Here is a 17,809-nt window from a genome sequence, read left to right on the forward strand (position 1 = left end):
ATATAAAATTTTACATCCGTATCAAGGGGATACATACTTTGCCTTGTGCTCGCCTGACGCGCAACCGGTTTCTGGGTCCGCCGATCAATTTATGTCAATGGCGCGTTACGTTGAGAGCATTGGGTCGCCAGGGAGTTGCTGGCCAGGCTCGCGTAGCGATCAGGCACTCGGTCCTCCGCAGCGCCTTGCGAGAATTTCCTGCGCGTCCGCGGATCCGTTGTTGAAGGTGCGGGAAGAGTTCTCCTGCTTGCGGCCTTGAGGCGATGATGAAGAAGAAACCTTCATTGCCGCCGAGCTGTTGCTCGGCCAGGTGTTACGACCCGCATTATTCCAAACTCTTCCTCCCGACCTATTCCGCGGTGAGACAAGCAGACTGAACTTCAGGCAAGAGCAGGGACGTGTCAGACTTGTGACTCCAAAAGCGGCGCAGCACGGACCGCCGCCATCCTTCCTGCCTGAAGGTGGCGAGCGGGACGAAATCTGCCGCAGACCGCTCCCGCCCCGGTTTCCCTTCTCAGCGGCAGCGAACATGGCCCGGCCATCGTCGCCGCGTAGACGCTGTAGGGTACGGCGCGAAGTCCCGATAGCGGGCACAAGTTCTGCCGTGGATATTCCAATCGGCAATCTCGTCGATCGGCACTCCACCGCCAACGCGCCGCTCAGCCCTGCCCGCTGACGCCGGCCGATTCGAAGCTGGCCATTTCGTTGAGGAAAGCAGCGGCGGCGCGGACCAGCGGCCAGGCCAGCGCCGCACCGGTCCCTTCGCCGAGGCGCAGCCCGAGGTCGAGCAGCGGTTCGGCGTGCAGGGCGCGCAGTTGGGCCAGATGCCCCGCTTCGGCCGAGCGGTGACAGAAGACGCAGTAATCGCGAATGTTCGGCGCCAGGCCGGCAGCGACCAGCAGCGCGGCGGTGACGATGAAGCCGTCGACCAGCAGCAGCATGCGGCGTTCGGCGGCGGCGAGCATCGCGCCAGCGATCATCGCGATCTCGAAGCCGCCGAACTCGGCAAGGACGGTCAGCGGGTCCGCGTCGGCGGGCAGCGCCGCGCGCCGTGCTGCCTGCGCCAGCAGCGCCTGCTTGCGCGCCAGGCCGGCGTCGTCCAGGCCGGTGCCACGACCGACGCAGTCGGCCAGCGGCGTGCCGGTCAGGTGGTGCGTCAGCAGCGTTGCGGCGGCGGTATTGCCGATTCCCATTTCGCCGAAGCCGAGCACCCGGCAGCCGTCGTCGGCCAGTTGGCGGGCGATCGCTGCGCCGCGAGCCAGGGCGGTGTCGCGTTGGTGCGAACTCATTGCTGCCTGTTCGAGGTAGTTGCGCGTGCCGTGGGCGATCTTGGCGTCGACCAGACCCTGGCGGACGCCGAAATCGTGCGCCACGCCGGCGTCGATGACCTGTAGCCGCAGGCCGTTGTGGCGGGCGAAGACGTTGATCGCGGCTCCGCCGGCGAGGAAGTTCTCGACCATCTGCCAGGTGACTTCCTGCGGAAACGCCGAAACGCCGGCGCGGGCGGCACCGTGATCGCCGGCGAAGACCAGCAGATGCGGGCGATCGAGAGCCGGCGCCAAGGACTGCTGCACCTGGCCGATCTGCATGGCCAGGCGTTCGAGCTGGCCCAGCGAACCGGGTGGCTTGGTCTTGCCGTCGATTCGCTCCTGCAGCGCTGGGACGGCGGCGGTGGGCGGGATGGAAAACTGCATGTGCTGGCGATCCCCGGCAAAGGTCTTGATTATACCCCCGGCCCGCTGCCCGGCAGGCGGCCGTGCTAGTCTTCGCGGCATGCGAGAATTGATCATCGGCGGTGCCCGCTCGGGCAAGAGTCTGCTGGCCGAACGCCGGGCTGCCGAGAGCGGCCTGCAGGTCGTCTATGTGGCCACCGCGCAGGCTCTTGACGGCGAAATGTCGCAGCGCATCGCGCACCATCAGGCGCGGCGCTGCACCGATTGGCGGCTGGTCGAGGAGCCGCTCGACCTGGCCGGCGCGCTGCGTCGGAACGCGGCGCCGGCGGTCTGCCTGCTGGTCGATTGCCTGACGCTCTGGTTGTCGAATCTGCTGTTTGCCGGCGACGCCGCGCGCCAGGCCGAGGCCGGTGAAGCGATATCCTGCCGCTATCCGGGCGACGCGACGCAGACGCTGATCGACACCCTGCCGCAGCTTCCAGGGCGGGTGATCCTGGTGTCCAACGAGGTCGGCTGCGGCATCGTGCCGATGGCCGCCTTGTCGCGGCTTTTTGCCGACGAGCAGGGCCGGCTCAACCAGCGGCTGGCCGCAGTGTGCGAACGGGTGACCCTGGTGGTCGCCGGTTTGCCGCTCGAACTGCGCTAGCTGGCGCTGATCGGCGCTGTTCCCGCGCAGCGCAAGAGTGCTATTCTCCCGGTTGTCTGACAACTTCCAAAATCAAGGAGCAGAAACGAATGTACAAGCGAATCATGGTTGCCCTGGACCAGAGCTTCATGACCGGCAGGGTGCTGGAAACGGCTATCGAACTGGCCAAGAGCACCGGTGCGCGGATCGCCATTTGCCACGCGATCGACGAGACGATTCTCGCGCAGCGCGAGGTGGCGATGATGCTGCCGAACAGCGTCGGCAAGACCGAAGCGCGCCTGCGTCTGGGCGCCGAGGGATTCCTCGGCAAGGCAGCAGAAACAGTGCGTGCGGCCGGGGTCGAAGTCGAGATCAAGGTCGTCGAATCGGAGCAGAAACACGTCTCGGACATGCTCATCGACGCCGCGGCCGAATGGCACGCCGACCTGCTGGTGGTCGGCACGCACGGCCGCCGCGGCATCGAGCGTTACTTCGTCGGCAGCGTCGCCGAGCGTCTGGTGCGCAAGGGGCGCCGATCACTGCTGCTGGTCCGTAGCGAAGAGCCGGATGCGTAAGTCTCCGAAGCTGCAGCGGTTCGGCGAGTCTAGGCGGCCGCCCGGGCGACGGGCAGCCACGCCGCCAGCCGGCGCAGGTCCAGGTGTTGTTCGACGGCGTCGGCGAGGCGGTCGAGGTCGTCTTCGCGACGCTGCCGTGGATCGAAGTCGTGCGTCGGCCGGTGGCCGGCCCAGGACAGGAGCGCGGTCAGTGCTGCTGGCGAGTCGAACAGGCCGTGGCAGTAGGTCGCGAGAATCTGCCCGTCACCGGACAGCGCGCCATCCGGCTCGCCGGAAAGCAGCGCCGCCGGCCTGGACAGGGCCCCGCCGCGCGTCACACCCAAGTGGATTCGGTAACCGGCGACCGCAGCCGACCCGGGTAGCCGCAGCTCACCGCTGACGTTCTGCAGGGTTTTCTCGGCGGCGAGGGTCGTTTCGTAGTCCAGCCAGCCGAGCCCCGGGGTGCTCGCAGCAGGGCCTTCGAGCGCCAGCGGATCGTGCAACTGGCGGCCGAGCATCTGCAGGCCACCGCAGATGCCAATCACTTTGCCGCCGTAGCGCAAGTGGCGGGTGATCGCTTCTTCCCATCCCTGCGCCCGCAGCCAGGCCAAGTCGGCCTGTACCGCCTTGGAGCCGGGCAGCACGATCAGGTCGCACGCTGGCGGTGCCTGGTTCGGACCGACGAAGCGAAAATCGACTTCCGGGTGGAAGCGCAGCGGGTCGAGGTCGTTGTGATTGGCGATCCGCGGGTAGACCGGAGCGATCACCCGCAGCGCCGTCGCCTCCTTGCGCACGGCGTCGCGTGGCAGCGCGTCCTCGGCGTCGAGGTAGAGACCGTGCAGGTAGGGCAGCACGCCGAGCACCGGCTTGCCGGTGCGTTCCTCCAGCCAGCGCAGGCCGCTTTCGAGCAGGCCGATGTCGCCGCGGAAGCGGTTGATCACGAAGCCCTTGACGCGCGCCTGCTCGGACGGCGAGAGCAGATCGAGGGTGCCGCAGAGATGCGCGAAGACGCCGCCGCGATCGATGTCGGCGATCAGGATCACCGGGCAATCGACCGCCTCGGCAAAACCCATGTTGGCGATGTCGCGATCGCGCAGGTTGATTTCGGCCGGGCTGCCGGCGCCTTCGACCAGCAGGCACTCGTACCTGGCGCTCAGGCGACGCCATGATTCGAGGACCGCGTTCATCGCCCTTGGCTTGTAGGCGTGGTAGTCACGTGCGTCGAGGTCGAGCAGCGCCCGCCCGTGGATGATCACTTGCGCGCGCTGGTCTGTCGCCGGTTTCAGCAGCACCGGGTTGAAATCCGAATGCGCCGGCACGCCGGCGGCGAGCGCCTGCAGCGCCTGCGCCCGGCCGATCTCGCCGCCATCGATGGTGACCGCCGAATTGAGCGCCATGTTCTGTGGTTTGAAGGGCGCGACGCGGACGCCGCGGCGGTGCAGGATGCGGCACAGCGCGGCGACCAGCGTGCTCTTGCCGGCGTCGGAGGTACAGCCCTGAACCATCAGGCTGGGGGTAGGGCGCTCGTTCATCGTAGAATCCGTGGTTTCGTTGCCGCGATTCTCGCATGCTCACCGTCTCTTTCCCGGAATGGCCCGCCGGCCAGGCGCTACTGGCGCTTTCCATGCCGTTGGCGGCGATCGCCGGCGCCGGGCTCGATCGCCTGCTCGGCGAACCGCGGCGCTGGCATCCGCTGCTCGGTTTCGGGGCCCTGGCCGGCGCCGTCGAGCGGACACTGAACGCCAGCGACGGCGGCGATCGGCACCGCGCGCACAACTCGCGCAGCGTGCGCGGACTGCTGGCGTGGTCGCTGCTGGTGCTGCCCTTGCCGGCCCTTGCGGTCTGGCTGACGCCGGCGGGCCTGCCGGGCTGGGGCGTCGATGTCGTCCTGCTCTACCTGGCTCTGGGCGGGCGCAGCCTGGATCAGCACGCGCGTCGCGTTGCCAGCGACCTGGCGCGCGGCGATCTGGTCCTGGCGCGGCGGCACGTGGGCTGGATGGTCTCACGACAGACCGAACATCTCGGTGCAGCGGGGGTCGCCGGCGCCTGCGTCGAATCGACTCTGGAGAACGGCAACGACGCCGTCTTCAGCGCCTTGTTCTGGTTTGTGCTGCTCGGCGGGCCGGGCGCGCTGCTGTTCCGGCTGGCCAATACGCTGGATGCCATGTGGGGTTACCGCAACGACCGTTTTGCCGACTTCGGCTGGGCTGCGGCACGCCTCGACGACCTGCTGAACTTCGTTCCCGCTCGCCTGACGGCTGTTTCGTACGCACTTTGCGGCCAGCCGCGCAGCGCGCTGCGTTGCTGGCGAGGGCAGGCGGCGAACTGGAAGAGCCCGAACGCCGGTCCGGTGATGGCCGCCGGCGCTGGCAGCCTGGGTGTCGCCCTCGGCGGTCCGGCGGTCTACGATGGTCGCCGCGAGGAGCGGCCGCTGCTCGGCGAAGGACCGCCGGCGTGCGGCGCCGACATCGGCAAGGCGCTGGCGCTGCTCGATCGCTGTCTGCTGCTGTGGCTGGCGACGATACTCTGCTGGGGCCTGGCGCGTGCTTGAGCACGGCGGCCGGCTGCGCGCCGCCTGCCGCCAGTACACAGCCGGCGGTGAGCGGCCATTGAGCGACTGGCTTGATCTGTCGACCGGCATCAATCCCAGTGGCTATCCTGTTCCGGCGATCGACCCGGCGTGCTGGCGGTGCCTGCCGGAGGAAGACGATGGCCTGGAAGCGGCGGCTGCCGCCTACTACGGCAGCGAGCAACTCCTCGCGCTGCCCGGCTCGCAGGCGGCGATCCAGTTGCTGCCGGCGTTGTTCCCGCCGGTAGTCGTGACGTGCATCACGCCGATCTACGAAGAGCATCCCCAGTCCTGGGAACGAGCCGGCCATCGCTTGCGCCGGCTGGAAAATGCGTCGCTGACCCGCGCGGTGTCGGTAGCGACGCCGGTGATCGTTCTCTGCAACCCCGGGAATCCCACCGGCACCACGCTGCCGCGCACCGCCGTGCTCGATGCGGCCGGGCAGTTGCAGCGGCGCGGCGGCTGGCTGGTGGTCGACGAAGCCTTCGGCGACGCCGACCCGGACAACTGCGTCAGCGCGCTGGCCGGCCGCCCGGAAGCGCCGAACCTTATCGCCCTGCGCTCGCTGGGCAAGTTCTTCGGGCTGGCTGGTGCCCGCGTCGGTTTCGTCTTTGCCGCCGCCGACAAGCTCGCGCGGCTGCGCGCAGCGATCGGTCCCTGGCCATTGTCCGGTCCGGCGCGCGCCGTCGCGCAAGAGGCGCTGGCAGATCGCGCCTGGCACGGGCGGACGCGTCGGCAACTGCGCGGCGCCTCGGCCCGGCTGGCGGCGCTGCTGGCGCCTTTCGGCGAGATCAGCGGCACGGCCCTGTTCGCCACCATCGCCACGCCGAACGCCTCGTCACTGTTCGCCCACCTGGCCGGGCAGGCGATCCTGCTTCGGCATTTCCCCGCGCTGGGACTGCTGCGCTGTGGTTTGCCGGGCAGCGAGGCCGAATGGCAGCGCCTCGCCGGCGCACTCGCCACCTGGACGCCCTGAAATGGCCGCGCCAGGCCGGCTGTGGTCGCAACTGCTGTGCGCCGCCTGGCTGCTGACTGCCGGCGGCGTGCTGCGGGCCGAAGTCTCGGTAGTGGACGACGCCGGGACGACGCTGCGGCTCGCGCAGCCGGCGCAACGCATCGTCAGCCTGGCGCCGCACCTGACCGAGACGCTGTTCGCCGCCGGTGCCGGTGAGCACGTCGTCGGTACCGTCGAGTACAGCAACTACCCGGCGGCGGCGGCGAAGATCGCGCGCGTGGGCGGCTACTCGCAAATCGACCTCGAGCGCGTGGCCGCCTTGCGGCCAGACCTGATCATCGCCTGGCAGAGCGGCAACGCGGCAGCGCACCTCGACCGCCTGCGCGCGCTGGGGCTGCCGATTTACATCTCGCAGCCCGACCGGATCGAAGATGTCGCCACCGAGATCGAACGACTGGGGGCGCTGGCCGGCAGCGCGGCGGTAGCCAACCGTGCGGCGGCGAGCTTTCGCGAGCGCCTGGCCGGCTTGCAGCACAGCTACGGCAAGCGGCCGCCGGTTCGCACCTTTTACCAGATCTGGAAGCAGCCGCTGATGACCGTCGGCGGCAAGCAGATCATTTCCGACGTCATTCGCCTGTGCGGCGGCGACAACGTTTTCGGCAAGCTGGAAACGATGGCCCCGACGGTGACCGTCGAAGCGGTCATCGCCGCCAACCCGGAAGCGATTGTCGCCAGCGGCATGGGCGAGTCGCGTCCCGAGTGGCTGGACGACTGGCGGCGCTGGACGTCGATCACGGCGGTCGCACGCGGCAACCTGTTCTTCGTGCCGCCGGACCTGATCCAGCGCCACACGCCGCGCCTGCTCGACGGCGCCGAGAGTGTGTGCCGGCAACTCGAAACAGCGCGCAGTCGGCGGTCGGCGAAATGAATCAGCCGCCGCCGCAGCCACGCATGCCGCGCTTGCCGCGGCGCATTGTCTGCCTGAGCACCGAAACCGTCGAAGTCCTGTACGCGATCGGCGAGCAAGCGCGAATCGTCGGGATCAGCGGCTACACGGTCTATCCGCCGCAAGCACGGAAGGAAAAGAACAAGGTCTTTGCCTTCAGCAGCGGCGACCTGGGCCGCATTCTGGCCGTCGAGCCCGACCTGGTGTTGTGCTTCTCGGACCTGCAGGCCGACATCGCCGGCCAGCTGATCAAGGCCGGCGTGGCGGTCCATGCCTTCAATCAGCGCAGTGTCGAGGGCATCCTGGCGATGATTGAAACGGTCGGTCGGCTGGTCGGTGCGGCAGAGCGGGCCCTGGCGCTGGCCGACGAGCTGGCGGCCATGATCGCGCGGACGCGGCTTGCCGCCGCCACCCTGCCACGCCGGCCGCGGGTCTACTTCGAGGAATGGGACGAACCGCCAATCTCGGGAATTGGCTGGGTTTCGGAACTGATCGGCATCGCCGGGGGCGACGATGTGTTCGCCGACAACGCCGGCAAGCAAGCTGCCAGCGATCGGATCCTGCCCGACCCGCTCGAAGTCGTCCGCCGTGCCCCAGAGATCATCATCGGCTCCTGGTGCGGCAAGCGCTTTCTTCCCGAAAGGGTGGCGGCCAGACCCGGCTGGCACGCGCTTCCAGCGGTCAGCGGCGGGCAACTGCACGAGATCAAGTCAACGCTGATCCTGAGTCCCGGGCCGGTAGCGATCCGCGAAGGCCTGCCGGCGCTGCGGCGGGTGTTCGAGACCTGGGCGGCGGCGGGTAGCGCCTGCGGGAAGGGGATGGCGAGGGTCACCGGGGCTTAAGCTTGCGGTAATATTGGGGCGCCATCATCCACCGATGGGCCTGCGATGGGCGATGCTCGGCAGCTCCTCGATTCTGCCGGCCACCTTTCATCCGACATCCGGATCGGGCGCCGCTTGCTCCTCATGCGACAATCATCGTTTGCGCACTTCTTCTTCTGATCATGACTTTGCCTTCTCTGGACTCGATCTCGCCGCTTGTCTTGGCGCCGCCCAGCGGCCTGGCCGTATCGTGCACGCCGGTTGATGCGGCTTTCGGCTGGCCTGGATTCAGCTCACCGCGCCAGCAAGGATCTGGCCGGTGACTCGAAAGCCAGCAGTCGGCGACCGGCGCTCAGGCGGTTTGCCCAGCGCCTCCTGCATCGTCCCAGGACTCAACGAATGCGATAACCTGCGCGTCCTGCTGCCGAGCCTGGCGGCCATTCTCGAGGCGCATAGCTCGGCGTGGGAAGTGATTGTCGTCGATGACGGCAGCACCGATGCGACTGCCGAACTGATGGCCTCGTGGACAGCTCGTCCAGGATTTCGCTATCTGCAGCTGTCGCGCAACTTTGGCAAGGAGGCGGCGCTCAGCGCCGGTCTGGAAGCAGCCGAAGGCGAGGTGGTGGTAAGTCTTGACGCCGACCTGCAGCATCCGCCGGCGCTGATCCCGGCGATGATCGAGCGCTGGCGAGCCGGTGCCGATGTGGTCTGCGCGGTGCGAGAGAACCGCGACGACGAGTCATCACTCAAGCGCTACGGCGCGTCACTGCTGTACCTGATCCTGGGTTCCGCCGACGGCGTCAAGATTTCGCCAGACGTTGGCGACTTCCGGCTGATGGATCGGCAGGTGGTCTCGGCCCTGCTCCAGTTGCCCGAACGCACCCGCTTCATGAAGGGGCTTTACGCCTGGGTCGGTTTCACGACCGAGGCGATCGAGTACCTGCCGCCAGAGCGCCTGCATGGCAGTACGCGCTTCGATTTCTTTCGCCTGCTGCGCCTGGCGGTGGACGGGATTACGGCTTTCTCGACCTGGCCGCTGCGAGCGCTGAGCATTCTGGGCCTGGTTGTTGCCTTGCTGGCCTTTGCCTATGGGAGTTATCTGGTTCTCGAGTACATGATCATCGGCAATCAGGTGTCTGGCTGGACGACCATCGTCACCGCCATGCTCTTCCTGTCCGGGGTGAATCTGCTCGGGCTCGGGGTCATCGGCGCCTACGTCAGCCGAATCTTCAACGAGGTCAAGCAAAGGCCGCTTTACGTCCTGCGTCAGGATCTCGGCAAGGGCTTGCGCGAGGTCTCCGCGGTCGACCCGGACGAATGAGGCGTTTCCTGGTGGCGATCGGCGAGGGCGTCCTGGAGACCCGGGCGGCAACGCTGCTCATTCTCTGCGCCCTGTGGCTGACGCTCTTTGCCGGGTTCAGGCCGCTGATGCTGCCCGACGAAGGGCGCTACGTCGGCGTCGCCTGGGAAATGCTCAGCAGTGGCAACTGGCTGGTGCCGACGCTCGACGGCATGCCTTTCTTTCACAAGCCACCGCTGTTCTACTGGCTGACCGCGGCCGGCCTGCAGGTTTTTGGCGCCAACGACTGGGCTGCCAGGCTGGCCTCGACGCTGGCCGCACTGCTAGCCACCGTCGCGTTGTATGCTTTCTTGCGACGGTATGCCGACAAGCGGCTGGCCAATCTGGCGGTGGTCGTGCTGGTCAGCCAGCCGATGTTCTTTGCCGGTGCCCAGTACGCCAATCTGGACATGCTCGTTGCGGCGATGATTTCGGCGACCATCGTTTGTGGCGCAAGTGCCATTCTGAGCCTGGAGCGTGGCCTGCCGTACCGGATCGCGCTGGCTTCGGCCTACTTTTTTGCTGCGCTGGGCGTTCTCGCCAAGGGACTGATCGGTTTCGTCCTGCCCGGCGCCATCCTCCTGGCCTGGCTGCTGGTGCGCAGGCGCTACCGCTTGATCCCGGCTCTCTTGCCGATCCCGATGATCGTGCTGTTCCTTTTCCTGGCGCTCCCGTGGTTCGTGTGGATGCAAGCGTCCTACGGCGGGTTCTGGGATTATTTCTTGGTCTACCATCATTTTCGCCGCTTTGCCGAGACCGGCTTCAACAACGGGCAGGCTTTCTGGTTCTACGTCCCGGTGCTGCTGGTCGGCACGCTGCCCTGGTCGCCGTGGATCGTCCGCGTCTTTTCGCTGACGTTTCTTGCGGACCGCGAGCGGCTCGAAGTGCGCAGCCTGATGATCGTCTGGCTGCTCGGAATCGTGATCTTCTTTTCCTTGCCGAGTTCGAAACTGGTCGGCTACATCTTCCCGGCATTGCCGCCGCTGGCCTGTCTGCTGGCCGATGCGCTGCTAGGCTGGCTGGACAAACGGTCCAGCGGCACCGCCAGCGTCTCCGGCACCCCCAGCGCCGCCAGCACCTCCAGCGCCTGGCCTGGGGTCGGTGTGGTCGTCGCCAGCAGTGCCTGCGTGGTGTTCATCGTGCTGGTCGCGCTGTTCGACCGCAGTTCGTCGAAGGCGCTGGCGAAAAAGGTTGCGCCCCTGTTTGCCACCGGCGACCAGATTGTCATGGTCGACGAGTATCAATACGACCTGCCGTTCTATCTGCGCGCCGCGACGAATCCGTGGGTGGTCAGCGACTGGAGCGATCCGGACATTCAGGTCCGGGACAACTGGCGCAAGGAGTTGTACGACGCTGGCCGTTTCGATCCGCCGCTGGTGCGCGACCGCCTTCTGCTCGCCGGCGATTTCGCATCGAGAGCATGCGCCGACAGCGGCGGCACGCTATGGGTCTTCGGCAAGACGGCGCAGGCTTCAGCCTATCCCTTCCTTCCAGAGCAGGCGATCGCTTTCGCGGACGGCAAGCGGACTGTCTGGAAACTCGACGCCGGGCAGCGTCGGCAACTCAGCCTTTGTGCTGAAAAGCCCAGTAGCGGCTGAGGACGAAAGTCAGAGCCGCGACCGCTGCCAGAATGATCGCCAGCAGCCAGTAATACGGAATGGCGGTGCTGTGGAGAAGATAGATGAAGACCAGTTCATTGATCGCGAATCCGCCCAGTGATACGGCGAAAAAGCGTCTGATCGCCGGTCCCAGCGATTTTGACTGGTAACGAAAGGTCAGCAAGTAGTGTCCGGAGAACGAAACGAGCAGGGCGATCGACCAGCCGATGAAGTTGGCCAGGTAGGGCATCAGGTCGAAGGCCGCAATCCCGATCACGGCGCTCAGCCAATGCGTTGCCGCCGCGGCGCAGCCGACAGCAACGAACCAGCCGAGTTGTCGCAAGAGTGTTTTCATGACTGCAGGTACTAAGATCCATGGTCTCGGCGTTGTCTCGCCAGCATTGAAGACGATCGTGCTCTGCGCGGACGATTTTGGCATGGCGCCCGGGATCGATGCCGGCATTCTTGCCCTGGCCCGGACGCAACGGCTGTCGGCAGTCAGCTGCATGAGTCGTGGCCGGCACTTCAGGTCGGACGTGCCAGAACTTGCCGGTCTGCCGATCGACAGGGGGCTTCACCTGGATCTTACCGAGTTGCGTCCGGGGGCCGAATCGGGCGCATTCTATCAGCCTCTGCGCCGCTTGATCTGGCACTGCTGGTCGCGGACGATCGCTCCCGGGATCATTACGCTGGAAATCGAACGGCAACTCGACGCCTTCGAGGACGCGCTGGGCGCGGCGCCGGACTACGTTGATGGGCACCAGCACGTGCATCAGTTTCCGGTCATTCGCGACTGTCTGGTCGAAGTGCTGCGCCGGCGCTATACCGGGAGCCTGCCCTGGCTCCGGTCGACCTTGCCGCGGGACTGCCCCGGGGTGTCGCTGCCGGACCGCCTGAAGGCGAGCGTGATCGGCCATCTCGGAGGTGAGTCTCTGAAAGCGCTGGCGGGCCGCCATGGTCTGGCGATGAACGCTCGCCTGCTCGGCGTCTACGGCTTCGCTGGCGGTCAGGAGGCGTATTCGGCACTGCTCGACAGCTGGCTCGCCAGCGCTGCCGGCAGCGACTTGCTGATGTGCCATCCGGCGAAATTTGCCGACCCAGCCGATCCCCTGGCCGGGCAACGGGTGGCGGAATATGCGCTGCTCTCGGGCGAGCGGCTGCCGGCCTTGCTGGCGCGGCATGGGGTGGTCATCGGGCGCTTGTAGGCTGCGGGCCGCCTGGCGCCGCCGGCAGCGGCTGTCTACCCGGAGACTTCGGGCGATCCTTGGCCGCGCAGCCAATGTTCGAGCATCGTCAGGATCCACACCATCTCGCCATAGTAGCCGGGGTGTTCGGGCAGGTGCTCGGCAAGCAGGCGCTGGATGAAATCGGCGCGAACGATCCCTCGGGTGGCGAGGCTTTTCAGCGAGTCGTCGGCGAATTCCTGGAGCGCCGGGTGGCGCGTGGCCCAGACGCCGAAAGGCAGGCCGAAGCCCTTTTTCGACTTGGTGATGATCTGGTCGGGCAGGTAGCCGCGCAGCGCTTCCTTGAAAAACCAGCGCAGCTTGAAGCGCCGGAGCTTCCAGTTCGCCGGCAGGGTCATCGAGAAGTCGGTCAAGCCGTCGCTGAGCAAGGGATAGCCGACCGCGATGCCGGCCATCTGGGTCGCGCCGCGTACTTTCGGAAGGTCGCTGTCGGCCAGCGTGTAGCGCCAGTCGTAAGCCAGCATGCGGTTGATCAGACTTGGCGCCCGGCACTCGCCCCAGGTCGCCTGCATGTGCTTCGACGGCTCGACGAGGTCGATCCGGGCCAGGAAATCGGCGTTGAGCACCTTTGCCGGATCGAGTTGCATGAGCAGGTTGAAACTCTGCAGCCGATCCGGCATCGGCACCCGCGAATGACGGACATAGCCGGTCGCCTGCCGCAGGCCGGGGATCCGGCGCAGCACGCTGTCGTCCGTGCACAGCGGCTCGATCAGTCGCCGCAGGCCTGCTGGCACGGCGTGGTAATACTCGAACAGCCGCTGCGTCGCGTAGCGGGAATTGCCTCCGAACAGCTCGTCACCGCCGTCGCCGGCGAGCATCTTGGTGCAGCCGTCGGCCTGCGCGATCCTGGCACAGTAGTACGCTGGCAGCGCCGACGAGTTGCCGAAGGGCTGGTCGTGATGCTGGGCGACGGCCGGGATGCTGTCCAGCAGGTCAGCCGGCGTCACGTAGTACTCGTGGTGCTGGCAGCCGAAGTGCTTGGCGGCAATGCGCGCGTACTCCATTTCGTCATAACCCTCGGCGGCGAAGCCGATCGAGTAGGCGGGTGTCGGCTGGCCGGTGACCTGGCCGAGCATGCCGGCCACGGTCGAGCTGTCGGTACCCCCGGACAGGAAGGCTCCGACGCGTTGGTGGCCGTCGACCTGCGCCGCGACGCCATCGAGGATCAGCTTGCGGAAGCGATCGCGGCTGGCCTCGAAGGGCAGCCGGTGCTGCTCGTCGAAGCGCAGCGGCCAGTGGCGGATTTCGCGAGCGCCTTGCCGGTCCACCAGCAGGGCATGCGCCGCTGGCAAGCGGCGGACACCGTCGAAGACGGTGCGTGGCGCCGGGATCATGTGAAAGTACAGGTAGTCGAAGATCGCTTGCGGGTCCAGTTGGTCGCCGCGTCCCGGAACGCAGTCGGCACGATCGGAGAAGCTCAGCGCGGAGTCATCGGCGCGATAGCACAAGGTCTCGATCGCGAAGCGGTCGACGGCCAGGAAGACGCACTCGCGTCGCGCGTCGACGATCGCCAGCGCATACGAGCCGCCGATTCGGGCACAGAGCTCGACGCCGTTCCTTTGCCAGGACGTGAGCAGGGCGGCGGCCGGCCCGGACGCGCGCAAGGCTCTTTGCTCGTCCGGGTCGTGGAAACTGGGCGAGCCAAGGATCGCGCAGGCGGCAGTCGCGTCACGCGCAACGAGCGCGCTGCGCAGGCCAGAATCAGCGATCAGACCCGGCGCGGACGCAGGGTCCAGCAAGCGGGTCAGATCGACCTGGCCGGAAAGCTTGTCTTTCATGGCGATGTTTCGAATCGGTGGTGGTCCCGGGCTGGGTCGGTTGGGATGCCAGGCGGGGTCGGCCGCGAGGGGCGTATAGTCTCATAACGAAGCGCCTGATGGTAGGCAGCAGTGGCGACAACAGCCGCGCCAGGGCCGGTGCCGGCGGGCGATCAGTTCGAACGACCGTGCTTGCCGACAGCGTTCATGCGCTCGCTAGCGGTCGCGGACGTCGCGGGCCACAGCCGACGCAGGTCAGCAGCAATAACAGCAACAGGAATCTCGGCGCATCGATGATGGTGTCCACCGTCGCGATCACCAGGACGCCGAGCAGCGACCCCAGCGTCGCACCGGCCAGGGGGTCACCCTTGAAGGCTTGCCGCGTCGTTCGCGTCAACCCCAGACCGAGCAGGGCCGCAAATGCCGCGAGGCCGAGCCAGCCCAGATCGAAAACGATCGCGACCGGCATGCTCCAGATGTGCCATGGCATATCCTGGTCGACGGCGAAGAACCATCGGTCCAGTCCGCGCGTGAAGTCGCCGTTGCCGCTGAGCTGTTCGCCATCAGCCGCCAGGAGCTGCACATTATCGATATCGACGCTGGTGGCGCCGGTGTTGTAAAGCGACAGTTTCACCGGTCGTCGCGTCAGCCACGAGCCGCTGCCGACGTCGCCGCTGTCCAGTTGCAGTTGCTGCCGTTGCCAGGCAGCACTCCCGTGATCGATCGCCGCGGTCGCTGCCACGCAGCGTCCTGAAGTCAGCAGCAGTTTCTCGCACAGGGAGGCGGCAACGCCGCCTTCAGCCTGCGCGCTGCGGATATCCATCTGCAGTACGTATTGACGGCCGGGCTCCACGGCGACGAACTGCTCGACGTACAGGGCCTGTCCCGAACCGAGTCGCAGGAAGGTGTTGCCGTTCTCGGCTTCCAGGCGGTACCGGCCGGCCTTTGCTTCGTTGCTTCGCCAGTAGTGGGTGTCCGGGAAGCGGCCGATCCCCATGCCGAACAGCTCGGTGAGCAGGCCGGAGTCACGCATCGCCAGAGCGTCGGCCCAATGCGCCTGGCGCATGGCCAGGTCCGGGGCGATTCTCGCGATGCGGTCCTGCGCGAAAGAACCACGGTAGATCGGCAGCGCGACGGCTATGGCCAGGACCAGCAACAGCAGCGGCGCTGCCCACGGATAGGCCGCGGTGCCCTCCGTGTGCGCCGCCTCGGCAGCAGTTGCCCCGGGTGCCGCCGATTCGGAACGTCTGCCGAATCGGGTGGAGAATCGGCCACCGAATCGGCCATCGTTCTCTCCCAGCCGCGCGAGTGCGGCCGTCAGGCAGGCGATGACCAGGGCCACGGCAAAGCCGGCATAACCGGCTCGCGAAAAAGTCACCGCGATGGCGTAACTGGCGCCCAGCAGCAGCAATCCCCCGGCCAGGCGCCCGGCCAGCGAGCGCGCCTGCACGGTGAGCACCACCGCGAAAGGCAAGGCAGCGGTCAGATAGGTTTCGATATCGGCGCCGCCGGTGTGCATTTGCGAGAAGGGACCGGTGACCCGGTAGACGTCGGCGAAGTTCAACAAGCCGGGAAAGGCCGCTCGTTCCCAGACCACCACCGCAACCGTTCCAGCGAGCCCGATCACCATGCCCCGGGCAAACCAGCCGCGAATGTCCTGGCCACGGGCGCTGAAGCGGTGCATCAGGACGACCAGCAGCAGGGCCCACAGCGCACCCCTGGCGATGCGCAGCGCGTTGTACGGGCTGGCGTAGTTGTTGAAGCTGTTGGCGTCCGGCACCGCCAGCGGCCACATCCCGCGCAGCGTGCCGAGGGCCAGGGTCGCCCCGACCAGACTCCCCACGGCCGGACCGATCAGGCCGCGTCTTGAGCCGCCGGGGGCGGGTTCGACTCTGGCGAAAGCGATGATCAGACTGACGATGATCAGGAAGTCGAATTCATCCAGGTAGAAGCGCCCGCTCCACGGCGCCAGATCGAACAGCGGAATGGCCGCCGGGATGGCCGCCCAGAGCAGCTGCGGTTGCATCCAGAGCAGCGCCGCGTAGGCCGGCAGCAGCAGCCCGAGGAGCAGCGGATGAAACGGGAAGTCGACCACGATCCAGCCGGTCAGCGCCAGGGTCGCCGCCAGCGCCGGCCAGACCGCCAGCGGGCGACGGCCGGAGTTGATCGCCGGACTGGGCGCGCTGCTCTTTGGCCCGGTTTCGGCGATCCCCGCAGGCGCTGCTTCGACAGGCAGCAGCGACGCCTCGTGCAGGCGTCGCAGAAGTTTGCTAACCGCCCAGGCGGTGGTGGCGCCAATCAGGACATTGGACGGATCCGGATGCAGATCGGCGATGAACAGCTTGCTCGTTTCCACCGCGCTCGCGGTCAGTGCCGCGCTCCAGAAGGCCAGCGCCGGCGACCAGCGGCGCAGCCAAGCCAGCACGCCCAAGGGGAAATACATCAGCGCCACCGAGGCCAGGCTCAGCAGGGCCACCTGCTCGCTGGTGTAGTAATGGTAGTAGAACGGCAGCAGGCGCGTTTCGGCCAGGGTCCGGGCGGCGAACGCCATGCCGTGCCACCGATGGTCGAACCAGCCATTCACCGCCGCCAGGGCGAGCAGGTAAAGCGACCCCAGCGAGATCGTCAGGACCTTGTTGTGGGCGTGGGCGTGCAGCTCTGCGAGCTGCTTCCGGCCGGCCCACAGGCGGGCGCCTCCGTACATCCCGATGGCGCGGGTCAGCAGCGATGCGCCCTGGCTGACCGCCGAGAAGACGACGAACTGGCCGACTTCGATCAGCAGGCCGAGGAGCGCCCCGTACAGCACCGCGTGGCGCGTCGCCGGCAGCCGTCTGGCCACGTTCCAGCGGGCAAGGATAATGCCCAGGGGGACCACTGCCAGCGCTTCGGCGAACAGCTTGGCGGCCACGACGACCGCGCTCCGGTCGGTGCTCTGCGCCGACAGAAACCATCCCCAGGCATCGGAATCGACCTTGGCAGCGAGTTCCGCCGTCGACAGCAGAAAATCGAACGGGAAGAAGCTGAAGGCGACGTAGCCGATGGCGTAGGCCTGCAGAACACGAGTCCCCAGCTGCCCCAGTTTTCCTGCCAGCGTGGCGAGCATCTCGCGGAACCATTCCGACCAATAGACGGCCAGGACGATGCCGAGAACGCTGCCGATGCACTCGGCGACGACGTCGTTGAGTGACACCGTGCGCGGCGGAAAGTACAACTGCGCAAACTCCACCGCCACGGCCAGCGCAAAACAGAAGAGCGTCGCACCGACCACTATCGGCAGCCGGGTCAGCAGCGTCCTCCTTTCCGCGAACAGGGCGACGGTCAGGAAGCCAACCGGGACGTAGAGTACGCCGTTGGACACCCAGTCGGCGCGTCGCTCGATGCCCAGTTGCAGCATCGGGATCTGCTTGAAGGTGGCCCAGGCCTGATCGAGAGGCAGCGGCTGGAAGTCCAGGGGCACCAGGCTGCCATAGACGACGAAGGCGACGTAGGCGAGCCAGCCGAAAAGGTGGCGCTCCACCCCGGGGTCGCGAGCGTCGGCTGGGTGACTGATGGCTCTGGCGTGGGGCATGGGAACCCTATTGTAAGAGAACGGATGCCTCATCCAGCCCCATCCTCCGCTGCTCCCCGCGCTCCCGGCAAGCTCGCGTTCGAGACCCTGCGGAGCCTCGGCGCGCGCTTGTGGTCAGGGCAACGAGGTACGAATGGGGGCGGGTGGCGGTCGTCGGATT

At 67.0% G+C, this 17,809-nt stretch carries 14 protein-coding genes; 9 read left to right on the forward strand and 5 right to left on the reverse strand.

Annotation, left to right across the window (positions count from 1 at the left end):
* Positions 1–659: 659 nt before the first annotated feature.
* Positions 660–1,694 carry a nicotinate-nucleotide--dimethylbenzimidazole phosphoribosyltransferase gene (cobT, locus tag Q1L50_RS04045; RefSeq protein WP_300336098.1) on the reverse strand — a complete coding sequence of 345 codons (1,035 nt, stop codon included), beginning with the start codon at positions 1,692–1,694 and terminating at the stop codon, positions 660–662.
* 79 nt (positions 1,695–1,773) lie between these two features.
* Between cobT and cobU the strand changes: the two genes are divergently transcribed.
* Positions 1,774–2,319 (forward strand): bifunctional adenosylcobinamide kinase/adenosylcobinamide-phosphate guanylyltransferase, encoded by a 546-nt coding sequence (gene cobU / locus Q1L50_RS04050; protein WP_300336100.1) that lies wholly within the window; start codon positions 1,774–1,776, stop codon positions 2,317–2,319.
* 89 nt (positions 2,320–2,408) lie between these two features.
* Positions 2,409–2,873: a universal stress protein gene (locus tag Q1L50_RS04055; RefSeq protein ID WP_300336102.1), complete on the forward strand. Its 465-nt coding sequence runs from the start codon at positions 2,409–2,411 to the stop codon at positions 2,871–2,873.
* Between the two features lie 29 nt (positions 2,874–2,902).
* On the opposite strand, the gene Q1L50_RS04060 is transcribed toward Q1L50_RS04055, so the two are convergent.
* Positions 2,903–4,384 carry a cobyric acid synthase gene (locus tag Q1L50_RS04060; protein WP_300336103.1) on the reverse strand — a complete coding sequence of 494 codons (1,482 nt, stop codon included), beginning with the start codon at positions 4,382–4,384 and terminating at the stop codon, positions 2,903–2,905.
* Between the two features lie 35 nt (positions 4,385–4,419).
* Here Q1L50_RS04060 and cbiB point away from each other — a divergent pair, with 35 nt between their 5' ends.
* From cbiB to Q1L50_RS04090, 6 genes are all read left to right on the forward strand, one after another.
* Complete coding sequence (gene cbiB / locus Q1L50_RS04065; RefSeq protein WP_300336105.1) at positions 4,420–5,403, forward strand: adenosylcobinamide-phosphate synthase CbiB; 984 nt, start codon at positions 4,420–4,422, stop codon at positions 5,401–5,403.
* Positions 5,396–6,397 (forward strand): threonine-phosphate decarboxylase CobD, encoded by a 1,002-nt coding sequence (gene cobD / locus Q1L50_RS04070; protein ID WP_300336106.1) that lies wholly within the window; start codon positions 5,396–5,398, stop codon positions 6,395–6,397. Before cbiB ends, cobD begins: the two co-directional genes overlap by 8 nt.
* Before the next feature lies 1 nt (position 6,398).
* The gene (locus Q1L50_RS04075; RefSeq protein ID WP_300336108.1) at positions 6,399–7,304 is read left to right on the forward strand and encodes a cobalamin-binding protein; all 906 of its coding nucleotides are present in this window, start codon (positions 6,399–6,401) and stop codon (positions 7,302–7,304) included.
* Between the two features lie 23 nt (positions 7,305–7,327).
* A complete protein-coding gene (locus Q1L50_RS04080; protein WP_300336147.1) occupies positions 7,328–8,164 on the forward strand; it encodes an ABC transporter substrate-binding protein in 837 nt (278 codons plus the stop codon).
* A 298-nt stretch (positions 8,165–8,462) separates the two neighbouring features.
* A complete protein-coding gene (locus Q1L50_RS04085; RefSeq protein ID WP_300336109.1) occupies positions 8,463–9,464 on the forward strand; it encodes a glycosyltransferase family 2 protein in 1,002 nt (333 codons plus the stop codon).
* Positions 9,461–11,080, forward strand: a complete 1,620-nt coding sequence (locus Q1L50_RS04090) for a glycosyltransferase family 39 protein (protein ID WP_300336110.1) — start codon at positions 9,461–9,463, stop codon at positions 11,078–11,080. The genes Q1L50_RS04085 and Q1L50_RS04090 overlap by 4 nt, the downstream gene beginning before the upstream one ends.
* Here Q1L50_RS04090 and Q1L50_RS04095 read toward each other — a convergent pair.
* Positions 11,046–11,435, reverse strand: coding sequence for a GtrA family protein (locus tag Q1L50_RS04095; protein WP_300336111.1), 390 nt, complete (start codon positions 11,433–11,435; stop codon positions 11,046–11,048). The genes Q1L50_RS04090 and Q1L50_RS04095 overlap by 35 nt on opposite strands.
* On the opposite strand from Q1L50_RS04095, the gene Q1L50_RS04100 reads away from it, so the two are divergent.
* Complete coding sequence (locus tag Q1L50_RS04100; protein WP_300336112.1) at positions 11,434–12,285, forward strand: ChbG/HpnK family deacetylase; 852 nt, start codon at positions 11,434–11,436, stop codon at positions 12,283–12,285. The two genes, Q1L50_RS04095 and Q1L50_RS04100, sit on opposite strands and share 2 nt — an antisense overlap.
* 35 nt (positions 12,286–12,320) lie before the next feature.
* Here the strand turns inward: Q1L50_RS04100 and Q1L50_RS04105 are convergent, their stop codons facing one another.
* Together Q1L50_RS04105 and Q1L50_RS04110 are read right to left on the reverse strand one after the other, a co-directional pair.
* Positions 12,321–14,102, reverse strand: a complete 1,782-nt coding sequence (locus tag Q1L50_RS04105) for an asparagine synthase-related protein (protein ID WP_300336114.1) — start codon at positions 14,100–14,102, stop codon at positions 12,321–12,323.
* Positions 14,103–14,286: 184 nt separating this feature from the next.
* The gene (locus Q1L50_RS04110) at positions 14,287–17,649 is read right to left on the reverse strand and encodes a VanZ family protein (RefSeq protein ID WP_300336115.1); all 3,363 of its coding nucleotides are present in this window, start codon (positions 17,647–17,649) and stop codon (positions 14,287–14,289) included.
* Positions 17,650–17,809 lie beyond the last annotated feature (160 nt).

This window comes from Accumulibacter sp., assembly GCF_029255145.1.
Taxonomy (GTDB): domain Bacteria; phylum Pseudomonadota; class Gammaproteobacteria; order Burkholderiales; family Rhodocyclaceae; genus Accumulibacter.

Excerpts from the sequence above, each read along its gene's own strand:
- cobT (WP_300336098.1), bottom strand. The coding sequence starts at position 1,694 with ATGCAGTTTTCCATCCCGCCCACCGCCGCCGTCCCAGCGCTGCAGGAG.
- cobU (WP_300336100.1), top strand. The coding sequence starts at position 1,774 with ATGCGAGAATTGATCATCGGCGGTGCCCGCTCGGGCAAGAGTCTGCTG.
- Q1L50_RS04055 (WP_300336102.1), top strand. The coding sequence starts at position 2,409 with ATGTACAAGCGAATCATGGTTGCCCTGGACCAGAGCTTCATGACCGGC.
- Q1L50_RS04060 (WP_300336103.1), bottom strand. The coding sequence starts at position 4,384 with ATGAACGAGCGCCCTACCCCCAGCCTGATGGTTCAGGGCTGTACCTCC.
- cbiB (WP_300336105.1), top strand. The coding sequence starts at position 4,420 with ATGCTCACCGTCTCTTTCCCGGAATGGCCCGCCGGCCAGGCGCTACTG.
- Q1L50_RS04075 (WP_300336108.1), top strand. The coding sequence starts at position 6,399 with ATGGCCGCGCCAGGCCGGCTGTGGTCGCAACTGCTGTGCGCCGCCTGG.
- Q1L50_RS04080 (WP_300336147.1), top strand. The coding sequence starts at position 7,328 with ATGCCGCGCTTGCCGCGGCGCATTGTCTGCCTGAGCACCGAAACCGTC.
- Q1L50_RS04090 (WP_300336110.1), top strand. The coding sequence starts at position 9,461 with ATGAGGCGTTTCCTGGTGGCGATCGGCGAGGGCGTCCTGGAGACCCGG.
- Q1L50_RS04100 (WP_300336112.1), top strand. The coding sequence starts at position 11,434 with ATGACTGCAGGTACTAAGATCCATGGTCTCGGCGTTGTCTCGCCAGCA.
- Q1L50_RS04095 (WP_300336111.1), bottom strand. The coding sequence starts at position 11,435 with ATGAAAACACTCTTGCGACAACTCGGCTGGTTCGTTGCTGTCGGCTGC.
- Q1L50_RS04105 (WP_300336114.1), bottom strand. The coding sequence starts at position 14,102 with ATGAAAGACAAGCTTTCCGGCCAGGTCGATCTGACCCGCTTGCTGGAC.
- Q1L50_RS04110 (WP_300336115.1), bottom strand. The coding sequence starts at position 17,649 with ATGCCCCACGCCAGAGCCATCAGTCACCCAGCCGACGCTCGCGACCCC.